Raw genomic sequence first — 19,816 nt, 5'->3', positions numbered from 1 at the left:
GGCACAAGCCGCCCTTTAATTCAGACTATTACCGCTTATAAAGCGATGCGCAGCACGCTATCTGGATTTTTTGGTGGTTCTTTGCGTGAACCCGGCTGCTTGATGCTGACAAACAGGGTTTTGCCATCGGCGGAAAGCGCCAGGCTGTTTGGCAGGCCCGGCGCTTTCACCGTGCGTTTTACCTGGTAACTGCTGGCGTCGATGATGCTGATTTCGCCCGCTTTACGGTGCGTGACGTACAGCTCATCACGATCGGCATTAAACAATACCGCCAGCGATTCCGGCACATCGATCTTGTGGATCACCTGCTGGGTGCGGGTATCCAGCACCAGCACCTGCGGTTGTTTTGAGTCGCTGAGGAAGGCGCGATGGCCTTTGGTATCCAGCGAGATATTGAGGAAGAAGTGATCTTTGTCGCCATCGATTTTCTGACGCTTTTCAATCGCGTTCAGGCGCGTATTGATGGTCACCAGTTCGCCATCGGAGTTAGTGACGTACAGTTTTTGCGCCGCAGAATCGATCGCTAAACCGGTGCCCATTTTGCCGGTGTTCGGCACGGTGCTGATCAGTTGCAGGGTTTTGCCATCCACCACCCACACCACGCTCTGCTCACCGAGGCCAGTGATGTAAACTCGATCGGTCGCCGGATCAACCGCCAACTGGCGCGGCTGCAGCGGACGCACGGTTTCACTGCGCTGACGCCCATCCAGCACCAGCGTGTTGATCACCTTGCCGCTGGTGGCATCCACTGCAGTCAGTGCAGCATCGCGGGTGTTACCGAAATAGAGAATGTTGGTTTTCTGGTTGATCGCCGCGCCAAAGGTCGGCAGATCGGTGTTGATGGTTTGCTTTACCGCCAGATCCTGCGGATCGAGACGATAAACGGTGCCGCCTTTTTTGTCGGTGGTACTCTGCGCGGTCGCCAGGAACAGCGCATTATCGCTGTTGCTGAACGCCAACTCGTAAGCGCCTTTTGAGATCGCCTGGTTCAACGGCTGAGACTCCGCCGCCATCACCGCAGAGGTTGAGAACAGCGCTGTTGCCAGCAGCAGTGGACGCAGCGCCCACGATTTTTTATTCGCCTTCATAACTTCTCCATAGCAAAAACACCGCCTGATGGCAGTGAAGTGAAAGCCCGACATTACAACCAATGTTAAAAAGACAGCCCGAGGCGAGCCGACGAAGGGTGCTACTTTTTGAGAATAGTAATCATTTCGAAGGGAAAGTGACAGGATTTTATCGGCTTACCAACGCCGCCAGGGCGCCCGAAGGCACCCTGTCAGCACAGAACGTTAATGCAACTTATTTGGTCAGTTCAGCAGTCATGTGCACGCCGTTGTTGAAGTTGGCTTCGGTCACTTTATACGAAGCACCAGCTTCATGCGCCTGAGCAGCGATTTGCGCTTCTGCTCCATCCAGCGTTGAAGCGGTTGCAGTGATGCTTTGCGCAAAGCTCGCGAATGGCAGAACGGTCAGAGCAACAACAGCAGCAAAAGTTTTGATGGTTTTCATGGTCAATTCCTTAATGTACGTTTGATTGAGTAAGGCGTCATCGCCTTGTTGAGAGATATAATAGGCGCAGAATTGATCAGTAAAAAGCGGAGAGATTTGCCGTTGTCATTCGAATATTTTGAACATAAAAAGCACGTTTGGGTTAACCTTTGTGCAAAGGGTTAAAAATCTGACATTTAATTAAAAGGCAGGATATATGGCTGTGATAGCCAGAACGCATAATGCTATCGCGGCGCGATTTATCGCGCCGCGACGGATGGCATAGGTGTTAACCGTGATGACGAACGCGGGTGAAGATGGTGATGGCCGCCAGCAGCATCAGCACGCCGCTGGCGAGGAACACGCCGCCGGCGCCTTGCAAATCAAACATCCAGCCGCCGGCTGCGGCACCGGCGGTGATCGCCAGCTGAATGGTGGCGACCAGCAAACCGCCGCCTGATTCCGCATCGTCCGGCACCGCGCGGGAGATCCACGTTGACCACCCGGTTGGCATCGAACCAAACGCCAGGCCCCACAGCGCCACGCCCGCCGCGACCAGCCACGACACCTCGCCGAAACTCACCAGCAGCAGCGCGGTCACGCTCATCACCAGCGCCATCGCGGTTAACGTCAGCGATACGCTACGCGTCACCAGATATCCCGCCAGCGAAGTACCGAAGAAGTTCGCCACGCCAAACGCCAGCAGCACCAGCGACAGCTGATTGACGTTCAGCTGCGCGCTGCCTTCGAGGAACGGACGCAGATAAGTAAAGAAGGCGAAGTGGCCGGTAAACATCATGATCACCGCCAGCATGCCCCAGCGCATCACGCTTTTACGCAGCAGATCCAGCACGCCACCGCTGCGCGCTTTATTAATCGGCGGCATCGCGGGCAAGGTGAAGAACTGCCACAGCAGCGCCAGCACGCCTAATGCAGCGGTCAGAATGAAGATGTTACGCCAGCCAATAATGCCGCCCAGATAGCTGCCGAGCGGCGCAGCAATAATGGTCGCCAGCGAAATACCGCTAAACACGATGGATAGCGCGCGCGGCACCTGATCGCTCGGCACCAGACGCATGGTAATCGCGGTCGAGAGCGTCCAGAAGCCGCCAATCGCCACGCCCAGCAGCACGCGGGCCAGCAGAATCATTGGCAGATTCTCGGCAAAGGCCACCAGCAGCGCGGAGGCAATCAGCAGCAGCGTAAAGGCCAGCATCACCACGCGACGATCAAGTTGGCGCGTAACGTTGCCAATCACCAGGCTGGTGAGCAGCGCCACCAGCGCAGTCACGGTCACGGTTTGTCCCGCCTGCCCTTCGCTGATGCGTAGCGTGTCGGCAATCGGCGTCAGCAAGCTTACCGGCAGAAATTCTGCGGTAATCAGGCCGAACACGCCAAAGGCCATGGCAAACACCGCGCCCCACGCCGGTTTATCCACGTCTAACGGTGTTTCGACTATTTCAGTATCCAGGCTCATCTGTGATCCCCATCACAAAATATTTAGCGTTAAGCATAGTGACTGTTCATCAGACGATCTATGATGCAGAAACTTTGTTTTTTGATTATTCGTCTGGGATTGGTATGAGCCGCTATGAAGATCTGACCAGTGAATTGCTGATGGGCATGCGCCTGTACGGCGTCAAATACCAGCGTATCGCGCTGCACGCGCCTTTTGGCCTGCAATATGACGACGCGCCTGGTCGCGCGCAGCTGCATTTTGTTGGGCGCGGATCGTTACTGATTCGCTCGGCGTCAGGCGTGATCTATCCGCTGCAGGCCGGCGATGCGCTGCTGATCCCGCACGGCAAACCGCACGCGCTGATCTCCAGCGAAGAGGCCGTTTGCGAACCCATTTCGACGTTTAATAGCCGCCCGATTTGCGCCAGCGTCTGTGCCATCGACGACAGCACCGAACTTTGCCCGGATAACAGCGATGTGATTCTGTTCAGCGCCTGCATGGCGTTTGAACTGGGCGGCATGCAGCCGCTGGTGCACACCATGCCAGATGTGATGCTGGTGAGTACGCTGCTGGCGCAGTACCCGGAAATTCAGCCGATTCTCGATGCGATGGAGCGCGAAACGCGGCAGCGCAAAGCCGGTTTCGCCGGGATTTTGTCGCGGCTGGCGGATGTGGTGGCGGCGCAAATTGTGCGGGGCTGGGTGGAGAACGGCTGCGGCAAAGGCAGCGGCCTGGTGCAGGCGCTGCGCGATCCGCGTCTCAGCCTGGCGATGGCGGCGATGCATCGCGCACCCGGCGAAAATTGGACGGTGGAGCGGCTGGCGCGCGAATCCGGCAGTTCACGCTCGGTGTTTGCCGCGCGCTTCCAGACGGCAACCGGCATGACGCCGCTGCGCTATCTTACCGAGCTGCGCATGCGGCTGGCGGTGGAACGTATCGTGAACGAGGGCGAAGCGGTGGAAAGCGTTGCCTTCCACCTCGGTTACGGTTCGCTGGCGGCGTTTAGCCGCGCCTTCAAACGCATTGTTGGCACGCCACCCGGCGCACTGCGCGCCGAACGCGACATGCGTTAACGGAACACGCTGATCGCTTCCACCAGACGATTGGCCTGATGCTTCATGCGACCGGACGCTTCGGCGCTTTCCGCCACGCGCGCGGCATTTTGATGGGTGATTTCGTCGAGATCTTCCACCGCCGTGCTGACCTGCGTCAGCGCGATGGCCTGCTCGGCGGTCGCGCCGCTGATTTGCGCGATCAGCGCAGTGACATTCTGCACCTGATCGACAATCTCCTGCATGGTGTGCCCAGCCGCATCGGCGTGATCGCTGCCCGATTGCACGCGGCTGGCGCTGGTTTCCACCAGATGTTTGATTTCGCTGGCGGCTTTGGCGCTGCGTTGTGCGAGATTGCGCACTTCACCGGCCACCACCGCAAAGCCTTTGCCCTGCTCACCGGCGCGCGCGGCTTCCACTGCGGCGTTGAGCGCCAGAATATTGGTCTGAAAAGCGATACCGTCAATCACGCTGGTGATGTTGGCGATGCGCTTCGAGCTGTCGGCGATCTCCGCCATCATGCCCACCATCTCCTGCATCACTTCGCCGCCTTTGATCGCCGCATGACTGGTGTTTTCCGACAGCCCATTGACCTCTTTGGCGGTATCGGTGTTGCTCTTCACCGTGGCGGTCATTTCGTTCATGGTGGCGGCGGTTTGCTGCACGTTAGCCGCTGCTTGTTCGGTGCGACGGCTCAATTCGTCGTTGCTGCGCGCAATGGCATCGCTGGCGCTCAGCACGTTGATCGCCTGGCCGCTGACATCATCCACCAGCCAGCGGAACATCAGACCAAGCTGACCGATGGCGCGCAGCGTCACGCCAATCTCATCAACGCGATCGATCTGCTCCACTTTATGGCTGGCGCCGGTCGCCACGCTCAATGCCTGACGGCACATGCGCTCCATCGGACGTGAAATTTGCTGCTCCAGCCACAGACTCGCCAGCAGTAAAAGGCCCGCCATGCCGCCGGCAAAGCAGCCAACGGCAAGAGGTGCAAGGTCCAGCAGCCAGACGCCAATCACCGAGAGCGGCAGCAACGTTAATAAGGTTGAGCGGATGCGCCAGCGCAGCGGCAGAGTTTTCAGGATCGAGCCCAGGCGACGCCAGCCGGTGCCGACCATCAAGCCTTTATGGAAGCGGCGTCCTTTGACGCGCCCTTCGCGGAAGTCGCGGTACAGCGCTTCGGTCTGGCGAACCTCCTCCACCGACGGCTTGGTGCGCACCGACATAAAACCCTGCACCTTGCCTTCACGCACCACCGGAATGGCGTTGGCGCGCACCCAATAGTGATCGCCATTTTTACGCCGGTTTTTCACCAGCGCCGTCCACGGCTCGCCCTGTTTGAGGGTCGCCCACATATCGGCAAAGGCTTCCGGCGGCATATCCGGGTGGCGCACCATGTTGTGTGGCTGGCCATTCACCTCTTCCGGACTGAAGCCACTGACTTCAATAAAGGCATCGTTGGCATAGGTGATGTAGCTGTTGAGATCGGTAGTCGACATCAATGTGGCGTCATCGTCAAAAGCGAATTCACGCTGAGTGACGGGCTGGTTGTTACGCATGTGTGTGTCCTTGCAATACGCAGGCGAAAAGAAGCAATCGATAATACTTTTTTATCTTTTCGGCATCGTACGGCTTGAGCTTTAGCACCAGTTTCAAATTCAGGGCAATAAAAAAGCCGCTTTGCAGCGGCTTTCACACTTTTTCACTTAGCTCATCGATTAACCGGGTTTTACAATAAACCAAATCAATCTTTAATTTAAACGCATTCATCAGACCTGCAGGGCGAAGGGCAATGGAGTGTCTCAAAGCCATTTGTGTTGCAGCCAACGCACCTGCAGCGCAAAGGGCGCAGGGAGATGGGATTTCCCAAAGCCATTTGTGTCGCAGGAAGGCGGCAAGCTCGCTCATCCCCGGGAGCAGAGTGAACTCTGTGACCGGGGTGAGCGAGCGCAGCCAACGCACCTGCGGCGCAAAGGGCGCAGGGAAATCAGAATTGCCAGCGGACCCCCACGTTATACCGCCACCCTTTAGCACCATTGCCAGCGATCTCTTTGCGATAATCCGCTTCCGCATACAATGAAACATCCTTCTGCAGGGTTGCAGTGCCGCCGGCGCCCACTTCCCACATCTGTCCAAACTTGCCGCTGCTGAAGGTGGCGCCAAATGCCGGATTATCCACCGATGACACCGAGGTATCTGCGCTGCCGCCCCAACCTTTGTAGTAGTTCGCGCGCAGATAAGGGGTGTATTGACGATTACTGTCGTCGGTCCAGGTACGATCGAGGCGCGCGCCGAGACGACCAATAGTTTGGTTATAGTCGCCATAACGCACGTTGTTGCCGTCTTTATCGGTGAAATCATTCATATTCAGCTTCATGTACATCAGCTGCGCCTGCGGCTCAAGCTTGTAGCCATCGCCCAACGCAAACGGATAGCCGCTCTCCAGCGATGCCGTCCAGCCGTGGCCTTTCAGCTTCGCTACTTCTTGCGTGCGGGCGATATCGGTTTCGCCGCGATGCCAGTCAAATGACAACACACCGTCCAGATAGAAGCCGCTCTGACGCTGCCAGGTGCCGTAAAACGCCAGGCTGTCGCTGTCGAAAGTGGTGCTGCTGTAACCGTCGGCCGCATGCGGACGAATGCGCGTATTACCGCGCGTATAGGCTAAACCGCCGCGCAGGCTATCCTGCTCGCCATCGAGTCGCAGCAGATTGCCGCCCACCTGCACCGCACTGTAATCGAGGTCAAAGTCATAACCGAAGTCGCGGAAACTCTTATCGCTCTTGTACTTCAGGTTCGAGCCGATATAGCGCAGGAACATCTCGCCGCCGTTGCCTTGCGGACGTGTCTGCTCGTGGCGCAGTTCACCAAGACGTTTATGCAGATCGTCGATAATCGCCGAGGTGTAATAGGCCAGGCCAACCGGTGCCGACACATAAGATGGCACCTGCGGCACCACCGCCGGACGCGAATCGTAGCTTTGCGGCGTGCCAAAGGCATCGGTGACGAAGGTCGGCTGACAGTTAGCGCTATCCTCACACACGTAGTAGTTCGCCAGACGGTAATCCCAATAGTTATTGCCGCTGCCGCTGACTAAACGCTGGCTGGGATCGCTGCTGCCCGGTGCAAAGGTGTAGAGCCGATATTGCCACGGCCCGGCACCGAGATAGCCATCCTTCAACGCGAAGCTGTTGGCGCTGGCATTACCGCCTACCTGCGCCAGCGAGATCCCTTCGTTGCCCTCTACCCCTCCATTTTGATTGAGATCGGTGAGTGCGCCGATGCTGGCATCCGCCAGTTTCACATTCACCAGCGTGGTACCGCTGGCATTGCCGGTGACGTTAATGTGGTCAGTGAACTGATTGCTTAGCGCACCACCCTGGTTGAGATTAGTGACCAGATTGAGCTGGCCGCCGCTCGACGCCAGCGAGCCAGCAATATCCAGCGTGTTGCCCGGTGAACCCGCGCCGTTGGTGAGATCCAGCGTACCGGCGTTGTTCACCAGCAGCGAATCGGCGGTGCCGCCGGATAGCGTCGGATGCACGTTATCGCCGGCATACAGCGTGGAATCCGCATCGACATTGATGGTGCTGTGCGCCAGCTGCAGGTTATCGGTTAGTGTCCATTGGGTATTGGCGAAGTTGATGGTGCTCCAGCCGCTGCCAAGATTAACGCCTTTGCTGAGATCGTCGGCGCTGAAGCTGCCGCCGCGCGCGCCAATCTGATTGAAGGTCAAGGTGTTGCCGGTGCCATTACCGCTGGTGAGATGGTAGGTGGTGCCGAGATCGACCTTGCTCACTTCAGCCGTGTTGTTGTTGTCGTTGCCCATGGTCAGGCTGCCGTTGAGCGTTCCGCCCGTCCAGCGGAACCGATCCGATCCGCCGCCCGGATTGATATCGCCCTGCACCGCGCCTTCGGTCAGCAGAATTTCGTCATCGGCGTTGCTGCCCGCTACCGCCACGGTTTGTGGATTGGCGGTGATGATGTTGCCGAGGTTCTCGAAGATGGTTTTACCGCCGCGCAGATCCACCACCGGCGCCGTCAGGCTGTTGGAGGTGAAGTTGCCGGTATTGACGATGGTGCCCGCCGTGCTGGAGACCAGCGCCGATCCGCCCGCCGCATTGTCGATATTGACGTTGGCGGCGGTGGTGACATTGCCGGTGGTATTGGCGCGGATACCGGTGCCGCCTGCGCCGGTAACATTAAATTGATAGCCCGACCCCAACGTCAGATCGCCGCGGGTGGTGGAACCATCGGCATTGGCGATATTCAGGCCGCTGCCGCTGCCGGAGACGTTGGTGGTCACCGTCGAAGCCGGATCAAATGGCACGGCGGTGCGAATCCCGTTGCCGTCACCGACGTTAATGGTGAGATTGCTCAGGCCAACGTTGCTTAGTTCGGCGCGGTTTTCGATGCCGTTGCCGCTGCCCAGCACGTTCACCGTGGCGTCGCTGGCGCTGAGTGCGGACGCACCGCTATCCAGCAAAATGCCATGCGCATTGCCGCGCGTGGTGATCACCGTGTCGCTGCCGGTAAGCGCCAGCTGCGCGCCGTCGCTGATGCGCACGCCCGCGATACCGTTATCGACATTGATGGTGCCGCCTTTCGCCAGCGTGCTGCCGCTGCCGGAGACATCCAGCCCGGTGCCGTTGGCTACGTTGACCACGCCGTTGTTGGTCAGCGTGCTGCCGGCGCGCGAACGGATCCCAATATTGTTGCTGCCGGTGAGGTTCACATTGCCGTTGTTGACCAACTCTGCGCCGTTAGTGACATCAAAACCCATCGCGCCATTGCCCGCGCCGCTCACATTGCCGTTGCTGGTAACGCGGGTGGCCGCTGACGTGCCATCCAGCGCGTTGCTCAAATCGGTACGCAGATTATTAATCAGCACGCCGACCGCGTTGCTGCCGCTGAGGTTGATGCTGCTGCCGCTATCGAGCGTGGCGTTCGCACCGCCCTCAGCACGGATCGCCGTGCTGCCCTGGCCGCTGGCGGTGAAGTTGGCGTTGCTGCTATTCAGGCTGCTGCCGCTGCCGGAGATAATCGCGCCGGTGCTGCTGCTGGCGCTGGCGGTGAGGGTGGTCGGCGTGGTGAAACTCAGCGCCGCGCCGTCATCAATGCGATAGCCGGTTGAGCCGCTGCTGTTGATATTTAACGCGTTGGTGGCGGAGCTGATGCGCGATCCGCTGCCCGCCGCGTGATAAGCAATTTGGTCACTGTTATTGAATACCGGCGCTGAACCGGCGGCGATATTCACCAGCGCACCGTTGAGCGCTTCCGCCCCAATCGCGCCGGTGCCGTTGAGATTCAGCGTGCCACCGTTCAGGTTGGCTACCGCGCGATTGCCGCTGGCGCTGACGCCTCGGCTGCGGTTGGTGGTGCTGCCGCCATTAACATTGATGGTGCCGGTGTTATTGGCGGTGGTGGCAAAGGTGCTGCTGCCGCTGTTCACCGCGATGCCGGTACCGCCATCGTTGATGTTGATATTGCCGCTGTTGGTGCCGGTCGCACCGCTCTCGACGCGAATGCCGGTGGCGTTGGCGCCGCTGAAGGTGATATCGCCGCTGTTGGTCAACTGCGCGCGATTGCGGGCCAGATAACCAGTCAATCCACTCTGCGACGCATTCAATGACGCCGCAGAGTTCAGGCGGGTGCTGGTCACCGGCGAGCCGCTGTTTCTGCCAAAGATGTCGTGTTTTTGTCCGTCAACGATCGCGCCAATTGCGTTGCTACCGGTGAGATTCATGGTGGTTGCGGCATCAATAATACCCGTTGCGCCCCCTTCCACCGTGATGCCATTGGCACCGCTGCCGCTGACGTTGATCACCGCCGCATCGCTGCTCACTTCGGTGCCTGCGCCGCTACCGAGCACGGCGGTAGAACCGGCACCCGACGCGGTGAGCGACAAGGCGTTACCGTTGAAGTCTGCGCCCTGCTCAACACGAAACAGCGTGGAGTTCTGCGTGGTGACATCAAACGGATTGTTGCCCAGCACGTTAATCAGCGCATTGGGGCCGTAGGCGAAGAAGGCGATCTGATTGGTGCCGTTCGAAAAGGTCGGTACGGCAGCCGGATCCACGGTCACCGTGGAATTGCCGCGTGCATGCACGCCGATCGCGCCATTGCCGCTGAGATTGATCGGGCCATCGACGGTGGCCTGCGCCGTGCCAGTTGCACCTTGCCCTTCCACCCACACGCCATAGTTACGCGTGCCGCTGGCCGGATCGGCCCCGCCTGCCACGTTGATGGTGCCAGTTGAGGTGGCGCTGGCGGTGTTGCCATTGGTCGCCAGCACTTTCAGGCCGGTGCCGTTCACGCCATTCAGGTTAATGGTACCCGCGTTATTGATGTTGCCGGCACTGTTGGTCACCAGCATGCCGACGTTTTCACGCGGAATGGTGGCAGCCGCACCGTTCACATTGATGGCGCCGGTGTTGATCATGGTGGCGTTATTCGCACCGGTCGCTGACATCCCCGCCGCGTTCTGCGTTCTCGTGCCGAGGGTAATGTTGCCGTTGTTAACCGCGTTGCCGTTGGCGACCAGAGCGATACCGCTGGTCAACCCGCTTTGGTTCATCGCGGTATCCGCCGTCGCCTCACCAAGGCTGTTTTGCGGTCCGCGACCAATGTAGATATTGCCGCTGGCGTTATTGGTGAAGCTGGAAGTGGCGTCGGTCAGTAACACGCCAGACGCGGTGCCGCGCGCGCTCGAACCGTTGACGCCGACGTTGATATTGCCGCTGTTATTGGCGGTGGAGGACACGCCAAGATTGATGCCCGCCACGCCATACTGTGAATTGCTGCCGGTGGTGGCGAGGTTGAGGATGCCGTTGTTGTTAAAGGTGCTACCGGTTTGCACGGCTACGCCGTTGGCACCGTAGCCGGTCGAGCCAATGCCGGTACCATCCTGACGATTGAGGAAGCCGCCGTTAATTACCCCATTATTGGTTCCACTGCTGTTATCGGTTAACACCAGCGCCGTGCCGTTATTGGTGATGCTGCCGCGACTCGCCAGTTTGCCATCAATCACCGCTTGCGCGCCGTTGGAGGCTTTGATCGCACCGCCCGTCGCGCCCACCACTTCCAGCGTTTTACCCGCCGCCAGATTGACCCTCGCGTCCGCGCCATTGGCATTGATCACAATGCGATTGCCGATCGCCTGCGTCACCTCGTCTGGCGGCGTGGCGCTAACGTTGTAGACGATGTTGGCATTGGTGAAGGTGACGGCTTTGTTGAATTCAGGCAGATAACGGGTTTTATCAAGATTGCCCGCCTGCAGCTGACCGATCAGCCAGTTGTTGTAGCTTTGCAGCTGGCTGGCGTTGGTGACGGTAAAGCTGGTGCTTTTGCCATCCAGCGTCTGCACGCTGAATGCGCCGTTATAGGTGGCGAGGTTTTGCACCTGATAGCTGCTGGTAGCCGATCCCGCGCCGTCCGGCGTAGCGGTGGCACCGAAAAAGCTGATGCGGTTATTGCTGTTCCAGTTCACCGTGCCGGTGCCGCTCACATCAAATAGCTGTGTCTGTTTAGCAGCCATGGTCCAGCTGTTGGTACTGGCGCTGCTGAGCGCATTCGCCTGCCCGATATTCACATCCAGCGTACCGCCGGTAACATCCGCAACGCGCGCATCGATGTACTGCGCATCATTGACGTTCTGCACATCCGGCACGCTGGTGGCGCTGGTGACGGGCGCTAAGGCGACAAGACTGGCGGAGTTATATACCTGGAATGTGCTGTTGGTGCCGGTCGCGGGATCGGGCGTGGTGATCGCAAAGTTTTGCGGGCCGGGATCCAGGCGATCCTGATTGAGATACTGCGATCCCGAGGTGATCGCCACTTGCCCGAGCGTGGTGGTGACCGCGCCATCCGTTCCTGCCGTGAATGCCTGATTGCCGGTCAAAGTTTCATTGCCGCTGCTGACGGTAATTTTACCGGTTTGGTTGTCATTATTTTCTGGTGTGTAAGTCCCCAACGTAACAGCCTGACTTTGCATTGCTGGATAGATCAGCAATTGCGCCGCCAACATCCCTAATGCGATAGGATTTAATGTAAACCTCATACTTCCTCCAGTGGGCGTGCAGCGTCCGCGCTGTTATTGCAACAGCGTTAAATTCTTCGCGTGGGGATAAAGCGGCAGATAATGACCAATCCCGTGTAGCAATCTAATTTGAGAACAACTGTGTGAAGAAATACGGTGCAGTGAAAAAAGGGATGGAATTGTTGTTATAGATTAATTGGCTTTAGGTATAGACTTTTTCGCTGGTGAGTGCAAAAGACAATTATGAGTAACCTATTGTCATCTCGGGGAATTAATTGCGATGCAGGTTGGATATTCTAAATAATTTGAGGCCATTTTAAATATTAGGTCTGGCTTTCTATCTCCTTAATAAAACCTTTATTTTTTGCTAACGCTTTACTTACAAACGGTACTTAAGCAGTGAATGTGGCTGTGACGGGTTAAGCGACTTGAGAGAGTTTAAAAGCGTGATCGTGATCACGGTTAGACCAGGTCACGCTTTATGCCGACCTGGTCGAAATCCGTACTTCACTCAACTTAAATCCACATTGCGGGTGCCGCCCCACCAGGTAAAGGCGAACCCGCCAATCCACGCCACGATCAGCCCGGCGAGATACACCGCCATGCCGGCAAAAATGCCCTGCGATGAGGTCATTAGCGGCAATGTGACTAATCCTGAAGGGCCAAACACGGTGTTCATTCCCACTGGCAATCCCAGCCATGCCACCAGCCCGATAAAGAAGCCGCCCAGCGCACCGCCAAAACAGGCGGTGATAAAGGGTTTCAGACGCGGCAGCGTGACGCCATAAATCAGTGGTTCGCCGACACCGAGCAAGCCCGGCACAATGGCGCCTTTGATCTGTTTACGCAGCAGTGAGTCTTTATCCGCTTTGCACCATAACGCCAGTGACGCGCCGACCTGCCCGGCGCCGGCCATCGCCAGAATTGGGAAGAGCGAGTTAAAGCCCTGGGTTTCCATTAGCGCGAAATAGACCGGAATAAAGCCTTGATGAATGCCAAACATCACCGCGATCAAAAACAGTCCGGCCAGAATAGCGCAACCAAACGGATTGTTATTTAGATGAATGAACAACCACGACATGCCTTTAAATAATTCGCCGCCGATTGGCATAATCACCAGGAAAGTCACCGCGCCGGTAATTAATAACGTCAGCAACGATGTCAGGATCATATCGAGATTATCGGGAATGATTTTTCGCAGCTGTTTCTCAATCCAGGCACCAAATATTGCCGCCAGCAGCACGCCAATAATATTGCCGCGCGGATCGATCACCATGCCGAAGAAATCCTGCATCCCGCTGTAATAACCGACCTTCGCGTCAGGGATATAACCGAGCACAAACAGCGAGGCGATAATGGCCCCGTTGACGCCGGTACCGCCAAAGGCTTTCTGCGCGTTATAGCCAATCAAAATACTCAGGAAGGTGAACAACCCTTTGCCAAACACCTTCATGTACGCCACGGTATCCAGCAGCCAGCGTGCATGATCGCCAGGCTGATTAAGGTGGAAGATCTGCTCAATCAGCGTGGCGAAACCCAGCAGCAAGCCGGCACCGATAAAACCGGGGATCAGCGGCGTAAAGATGGTGGCGAAGCAGGAGAGAAAACGGTGCAATGCGCTGGTCTGCTTCGCCTTCATCTGCTGCTTTTGCGCGCTGGCGATGGCCTGCAGATCGCCCGGCGCCTGTTGATTAAGCAGTGCCTGCATTTTCTCTGCTGCAGTTTGCGCTTTACCGGGACCGAGCACGATCTGCAGCTGCGCATCGCTGTCGATCACGCCCAGCACGCCCGGCAGCGTTTTGAGTGTGGCGCTATCCACTCGCGCGGCATCGTTTAGTGTCAGACGCAGGCGCGTCATGCAGTTGCCGCACTGCACCACATTATTGGCGCCGCCCACCGCCAGCAAAATGTCGCGCACCAGATCCTCAGTAATGGCCGCCATTATTGCGCTCCTGCGTCACGCAAAGCGTTGCGAATGAAGCCCTGATTCTGACTCAGCAGCGATTTCGCTTCATCGGCCGTTAATCCCGCCAGCACCATGACAATAGCGGTTTTACAGTGCCCATTACACGCCGCCAACGCCTGCTGCGCGGTAGCATCGTCACAGTCGGTGGCTTGTTTGACGATATTCACCTGGCGCTGCACCAGCTTCTGGTTGGTGGCTTCCACATCGACCATCAGATTGCCGTACACCTTGCCGCTGCGAATCATCGCGCCGGTGGTGAGCATATTCAGCACCAGCTTCTGCGCCGTGCCGGCTTTCATGCGCGAAGAACCGGTGACCACTTCCGGGCCCACCACCGGGGTCAACGCCACATCCGCGGCCTGCGACATTGGGCTGTTAGGATTACAGGTTAACGCTGCGGTAAATGCGCCTTGCTGACGCGCATACGCCAGCGCGCCCAATACATAGGGCGTGCGGCCGCTGGCGGCAATCCCGACCAGCACATCGTTAGCGTTGAAATTGATATCACGCAGATCCTGCGCGCCCTGCTCCACGTTGTCTTCGGCGTTTTCTACCGCCTGCAGAATTGCGGTGTGGCCGCCAGCAATTAGCCCAACCACCTGGCTGCGCGGCGTGCCGAAGGTCGGCGGACATTCGCTGGCATCCAGAATCCCCAGACGACCCGACGTGCCTGCGCCGCAATAGATCAGGCGACCGCCTTTGCTGAAGGCGTGAGTGATGGCATCCACCACCTGCGCAATCTGCGGCACGATGGCTTCCACCGCCAGCGCCACTTTTTTGTCTTCATCATTGATCACCCGCAGCATCGCTTCGGTGGTCAGCTCATCAATGTTGTGGCTGGCGGGATTACGACCTTCGGTGATCATCTGGCTCAGATCGAACTGCATGAGACACTCCTGTATGAGAATAATTTATTCGTAAAACTATATATCACACAGAATTGTTAATTCCTCTGCTGCGCGGGATTTTTTTGCTTTTTGCCGCAGCGGACATAAAAAAACCCGCCGAAGCGGGTCGTTTTCGTGGTTCAGGCGTTTGCCAATTCTTTGCGCGCTAACGCGGCCAAAAAACCGCTTCTGGAACCATATTCACGATGGTGATCGACATAGCTATCAATTTTAGTTAACAGATTCTGCGGCAAGGTGATGTTGAGCTTTACTGCTTTGCCTTCATAGCGACTGAGATCGATATCGACAAAGGCCCAATAACCACCCTGACAATTTTCATCCTCAATATGCGTTTCAATGTTCGTTGCCACCGGCACCTCGTAACCCGCATCAGTCGACGACTCAACATGCGAATCAATCGCAGCAGAAGCATCGGTTAATGCATCATCCACTGTCTCGCCAGCAAAAAAACATCCAACAACGTCCGGTACAAAGCCAGAATAGGTGTTGCTTTCTGTCTTATGAAGATAAACGGGGAATCTCATGTTGAGCCCTCACTTGAAAATGATTTTAAAAAGACTTTTAGAAGATATGAAAGCATCACAATACCCGCTGACATTGCCACTTTTACAAATCGGGGGCCAGGCCCCCGTGAAATTAGTCCATTAACTTAATTAGCTTACGTACTGTTCCAGTTGCCAGGTCTTTCTCAGGATGAGGAAGCGAAATATGGTAGGGCTTGTCCCTTCTTACGAATACATGATGGCTTCCCTTAACACGATCTAATACCCAACCTCGCTCAAGCAACATCCTGATCAGCTCCCTGCTGCTCAATACAACCTCCTGATGTCTCCAGCCTAATAAATATACCCACTATAACCACCGAAGAAAAGTTTTGGTGGTTATAGTGGGTATGGATTTAAGCAATGGTTTGAGGCAAAGGGTTATAAGACTTGTCTGTAGCAGGCATAAAAAAACCCGCCGAAGCGGGTTTCTGTGCGTAGTGGTCGCCATGAATGTCGCCCCCTACGGCGCAGGTGCGTTAGCTGGCGCTTTGCGTGCGCAGCTGTTGCTCGTAGGCGGCGGCTTGTTTGGTGTCGAACTGGTCTTCCCAGCGCGCAATCACCAGCACCGCCAGCGCGTTACCGATCACGTTCAACGCGGTACGCGCCATGTCCATGATGCGATCGACACCAGCGATAAATGCCAGGCCTTCCAGCGGAATGCCCACGCTGCCCAGCGTTGCCAGCAGCACCACGAAGGAGACGCCCGGCACGCCAGCGATGCCTTTCGAGGTCACCATCAGCGTCAGCACCAGAATAATCTCGTCAGTCAGCGACAGATCAATGCCATACAGCTGGGCGATAAAGATCGCCGCGATGCTCTGATACAGCGTTGAACCGTCGAGGTTGAACGAGTAACCGGTCGGCACCACGAAGCTGGTGATGGCTTTCGGCGCACCGTAGGCTTCCATCTTCTGCATAATGCGCGGCAGCACGGTTTCTGAGCTGGAGGTGGAATAGGCAAGAATCAGCTCGTCTTTGAGAATGCGCATTAGCGTGGTAATGCGCAGCTTACAGAAGCGCGCCACCGTGCCGAGCACCACGAAAGCAAAGAACAGAATCGCCACGTACACCAGCAGCACCAGCTTGGCGAGCGGATAGAGCGACGCAAAACCGAAGTTCGCAATGGTGACCGCAATCAGCGCAAACACGCCGACTGGCGCATAACGCATGATCATGTGCGTCACTTTAAACATGGTTTCGGAAATCGAACGGAATACCGTGACCAGCGGATCGCGATGTTCCGATGGCAGCGCCGACAGGCCCATACCAAACAGCACCGAGAAGAAGATAATCGGCAGCATGTCGCCCTTCACCAGCGAGGCGAAGATGTTCTGTGGGATCAGCGACAGAATGGTGGTGACCAGACCGTGCGGTGCACCCTGAACCGCTTCGGTGGTGGCTTCGTATTTAGAGATGTCCACCGTTGCCAGCGTTGACATATCAATGCCGCTGCCGGGTTGGAATACGTTGGCCAGCGTGATGCCGACCACAATGGCAAGGGTGGTGATCACTTCAAAATAGATAATGGTTTTAACACCAATACGTCCGAGCTTTTTCGCATCACCCACGCCAGCAATGCCGACAATCAGTGAGGAGATAACAATCGGTACCACAATCATCTTGATCAGATGAATAAAGATGTCACCCGCTGGCGTCAGAATGTTAGTGATTAACCATTCACGATCGTCGGGCTGATTATGCAGCACGGTTCCCACAATCACGCCCAGAATCAGCGCGACTAAAATCTGCCATGCAAGGGTGAACTTAAAACCTTTCATAACGCGTTATTTCCTCAGTTAAAAACCCCTTTGCTCTGCTGCGAAGGTGCAGGAGAAATGTCACACAGGGAAGTGAGCAAAAGCCCGATAAAATAGAGGGTTATTTATGACTACGTCGGTTACAGCTGTGCAGGCATTTTGCGCCTGCGGGGTGATGCAGTCTGAGTTGATACCTGCTGAACAGGGCCGAGATAAGTACCATTTTCACTACGGTAAATGCAACCCCCGGCGCGATAGCGCAAATCTTATTCAGGTTAGTAGCATAAAATGCTGACGAAGGTTAACGGCCATAACTCGCTGTTATGAAAAGTGTTAATTCGATAAGTTTCAGCATAGCTATGCAATATTGCGCAAAAAGCGGCCCGGCGCGTTTGCTGATTATTTGCACAACAGAGGCAGCGATCTTGTAGGCTTAAGGCAGAAGATCGCGCTGCTGGCGCGGCGTTTTTGCCCGCCGTTCGCCGGGGATTTGGCAGTGATAAAAGGTCGTGATCCAGACTACAAAACAGAAACAAAGCCCTGTCGTGGTCTTCAATTAACCATTGATTGACATATGATTAACATCTTCAAGGAGGTCAGCCATGAGCCAAATACACAAGCATCCCGTACCCGCTGCCATTGCAGCGAATGCTCTCATTAATGCCGATCAGTATGCGGCGCTGTATCAACAATCGGTTGACGATCCCGACACCTTTTGGGGTGAGCAAGGCAAAATCCTCGACTGGATTAAGCCTTACAGCAAAGTGAAAAATACCTCCTTTGCCCCCGGCAATATTTCGATTCGCTGGTATGAAGATGGCGCACTGAACCTCGCCGCGAACTGTCTCGATCGCCATCTCGCCACGCGTGGCGACCATCCCGCCATCATCTGGGAAGGCGACGACGCCAGCGAAAGCAAAACCATTACCTTCCGCGAACTGCATGCGGACGTCTGCCGCTTTGCCAATGTGCTCGACAGCCTGGGCGTGAAGAAAGGCGACGTGGTGGCGATTTACATGCCGATGGTGCCTGAAGCCGCCGTTGCGATGCTGGCCTGTGCGCGCATTGGCGCGGTGCATTCGGTGATCTTCGGTGGCTTCTCACCGGAAGCCGTCGCCGGGCGCGTGGTCGATTCCAACGCCAAACTGATCATTACCGCCGATGAAGGCGTACGCGCCGGACGCAGTATCCCGCTGAAGAAAAACGTTGATGATGCCCTGAACAATCCAAACGTCACCACGGTGAAAAATGTGGTGGTGTTTAAGCGCACCGGTAAAGATACCGGCTGGCGTGAAGGCCGCGATCTGTGGTGGCACGATTTAGTGGCGAAGGCCAGCGATCAGCATGAACCGGTCGCCGTCGATGCCGAACATCCGCTGTTTATCCTTTATACCTCCGGTTCCACCGGCAAGCCGAAAGGCGTGCTGCACACCACCGGCGGTTATCTGGTGTATGCCGCCAGCACCTTTAAGTATGTGTTTGATTATCATCCTGATGATGTTTACTGGTGTACCGCCGATGTCGGCTGGATCACCGGCCACAGCTATCTGATTTACGGTCCGCTGGCGTGCGGCGCGACCACGCTGATGTTTGAAGGCGTGCCGAACTGGCCAAAACCAAACCGCATGGCGGAAGTGGTGGATAAACATAAGGTGACGCTGCTGTATACCGCGCCAACCGCGATTCGCGCGCTTATGGCCGAAGGCGATAAAGCGATTGAAGGCACCGATCGCAGCAGCCTGCGCATCATGGGTTCGGTGGGTGAACCGATCAACCCGGAAGCCTGGGAGTGGTATTACAAGAAGATTGGCGACAGCCGTTGCCCGATCGTCGATACCTGGTGGCAAACCGAAACCGGCGGCTTCATGATCACGCCGCTGCCGGGCGCGACCGTACTGAAAGCCGGTTCCGCCACTAAACCGTTCTTTGGTGTGCAGCCAGCGCTGGTGGATAACGAAGGCAATCCACTTGAGGGTGCCACCGAAGGAAACCTGGTGATTGTCGATTCCTGGCCAGGCCAGGCGCGTACGCTGTATGGCGATCACGATCGTTTCGAACAGACCTACTTCTCCACCTTCAAAAATCGCTACTTCAGCGGTGACGGCGCGCGCCGTGATGAAGAGGGTTATTACTGGATCACCGGCCGCGTCGATGACGTGCTGAACGTCTCCGGCCACCGTCTCGGCACCGCCGAGATTGAATCGGCACTGGTGTCGCATCCGAAGATTGCCGAAGCGGCGGTGGTGGGCATTCCGCACAGCATCAAAGGCCAGGCAATCTATGCGTATATCACGCTCAACCACGGCGAAGAGCCGTCGCCAGAGCTGTATACCGAAGTGCGTAACTGGGTGCGTAAAGAGATTGGCCCAATTGCCACGCCGGATGTGCTGCACTGGACCGACTCGCTGCCAAAAACCCGCTCCGGCAAGATTATGCGCCGCATTCTGCGCAAAATCGCTACGGGCGATACCAGCAATCTCGGCGATACCTCTACGCTGGCCGATCCGGGCGTGGTAGAGAAATTGCTCGAGGAGAAACAGTCCATCACCATGCCGTAACCGGCTTCTGTTGTAGGGGCGACCATTTGGCCGCCCTTA

The 19,816-nt window shown here is 56.7% G+C and carries 13 protein-coding genes; 2 read left to right on the top strand and 11 right to left on the bottom strand.

The window, feature by feature from the left end; translation table 11 throughout:
* Positions 1–35: 35 nt before the first annotated feature.
* The 3 genes from PO881_RS01790 to PO881_RS01780 all read right to left on the bottom strand — a co-directional run bounded on the left by PO881_RS01790 (position 36) and on the right by PO881_RS01780 (position 2,968).
* Complete coding sequence (locus PO881_RS01790) at positions 36–1,088, bottom strand: YncE family protein (RefSeq protein ID WP_192412649.1); 1,053 nt, start codon at positions 1,086–1,088, stop codon at positions 36–38.
* Positions 1,089–1,302: 214 nt separating this feature from the next.
* Positions 1,303–1,512: a DUF1471 domain-containing protein gene (locus PO881_RS01785; RefSeq protein ID WP_192412651.1), complete on the bottom strand. Its 210-nt coding sequence runs from the start codon at positions 1,510–1,512 to the stop codon at positions 1,303–1,305.
* A gap of 268 nt (positions 1,513–1,780) precedes the next feature.
* A complete protein-coding gene (locus PO881_RS01780) occupies positions 1,781–2,968 on the bottom strand; it encodes an MFS transporter (RefSeq protein WP_101763035.1) in 1,188 nt (395 codons plus the stop codon).
* A 104-nt stretch (positions 2,969–3,072) separates the two neighbouring features.
* On the opposite strand from PO881_RS01780, the gene PO881_RS01775 reads away from it, so the two are divergent.
* Positions 3,073–4,023 (top strand): AraC family transcriptional regulator, encoded by a 951-nt coding sequence (locus tag PO881_RS01775; RefSeq protein WP_101763127.1) that lies wholly within the window; start codon positions 3,073–3,075, stop codon positions 4,021–4,023.
* Here PO881_RS01775 and PO881_RS01770 read toward each other — a convergent pair.
* From PO881_RS01770 to gltP, 8 genes are all read right to left on the bottom strand, one after another.
* On the bottom strand, positions 4,020–5,564 hold the full coding sequence (locus PO881_RS01770) for a PAS domain-containing methyl-accepting chemotaxis protein (protein ID WP_280172353.1): 1,545 nt from the start codon (positions 5,562–5,564) through the stop codon (positions 4,020–4,022). The two genes, PO881_RS01775 and PO881_RS01770, sit on opposite strands and share 4 nt — an antisense overlap.
* 133 nt (positions 5,565–5,697) lie before the next feature.
* Positions 5,698–5,913 carry a hypothetical protein gene (locus tag PO881_RS01765; protein WP_280172352.1) on the bottom strand — a complete coding sequence of 72 codons (216 nt, stop codon included), beginning with the start codon at positions 5,911–5,913 and terminating at the stop codon, positions 5,698–5,700.
* Positions 5,914–5,992: 79 nt separating this feature from the next.
* Positions 5,993–12,064 (bottom strand): autotransporter outer membrane beta-barrel domain-containing protein, encoded by a 6,072-nt coding sequence (locus tag PO881_RS01760; RefSeq protein WP_280172351.1) that lies wholly within the window; start codon positions 12,062–12,064, stop codon positions 5,993–5,995.
* A 490-nt stretch (positions 12,065–12,554) separates the two neighbouring features.
* Positions 12,555–13,985, bottom strand: coding sequence for a PTS N-acetylmuramic acid transporter subunit IIBC (murP, locus tag PO881_RS01755; RefSeq protein WP_101763038.1), 1,431 nt, complete (start codon positions 13,983–13,985; stop codon positions 12,555–12,557).
* Positions 13,985–14,896: an N-acetylmuramic acid 6-phosphate etherase gene (gene murQ / locus PO881_RS01750; protein WP_277974407.1), complete on the bottom strand. Its 912-nt coding sequence runs from the start codon at positions 14,894–14,896 to the stop codon at positions 13,985–13,987. Before murQ ends, murP begins: the two co-directional genes overlap by 1 nt.
* A gap of 140 nt (positions 14,897–15,036) precedes the next feature.
* Complete coding sequence (locus tag PO881_RS01745; RefSeq protein ID WP_101763040.1) at positions 15,037–15,441, bottom strand: type II toxin-antitoxin system HicB family antitoxin; 405 nt, start codon at positions 15,439–15,441, stop codon at positions 15,037–15,039.
* Positions 15,442–15,553: 112 nt separating this feature from the next.
* Positions 15,554–15,706 (bottom strand): type II toxin-antitoxin system HicA family toxin, encoded by a 153-nt coding sequence (locus tag PO881_RS01740; protein ID WP_348273501.1) that lies wholly within the window; start codon positions 15,704–15,706, stop codon positions 15,554–15,556.
* A 232-nt stretch (positions 15,707–15,938) separates the two neighbouring features.
* Positions 15,939–17,240 carry a glutamate/aspartate:proton symporter GltP gene (gene gltP, locus PO881_RS01735; RefSeq protein ID WP_007888562.1) on the bottom strand — a complete coding sequence of 434 codons (1,302 nt, stop codon included), beginning with the start codon at positions 17,238–17,240 and terminating at the stop codon, positions 15,939–15,941.
* 581 nt (positions 17,241–17,821) lie between these two features.
* Here gltP and acs point away from each other — a divergent pair.
* Positions 17,822–19,777 (top strand): acetate--CoA ligase, encoded by a 1,956-nt coding sequence (gene acs / locus PO881_RS01730; RefSeq protein ID WP_280172350.1) that lies wholly within the window; start codon positions 17,822–17,824, stop codon positions 19,775–19,777.
* The last annotated feature ends 39 nt before the right edge of the window (positions 19,778–19,816 follow it).

This window comes from Pantoea sp. SS70, assembly GCF_029866845.1.
In the GTDB taxonomy this organism is placed as follows: Bacteria; Pseudomonadota; Gammaproteobacteria; order Enterobacterales; family Enterobacteriaceae; genus Pantoea; species Pantoea leporis.
This window is presented reverse-complemented; position numbering and strand designations above follow the sequence as displayed.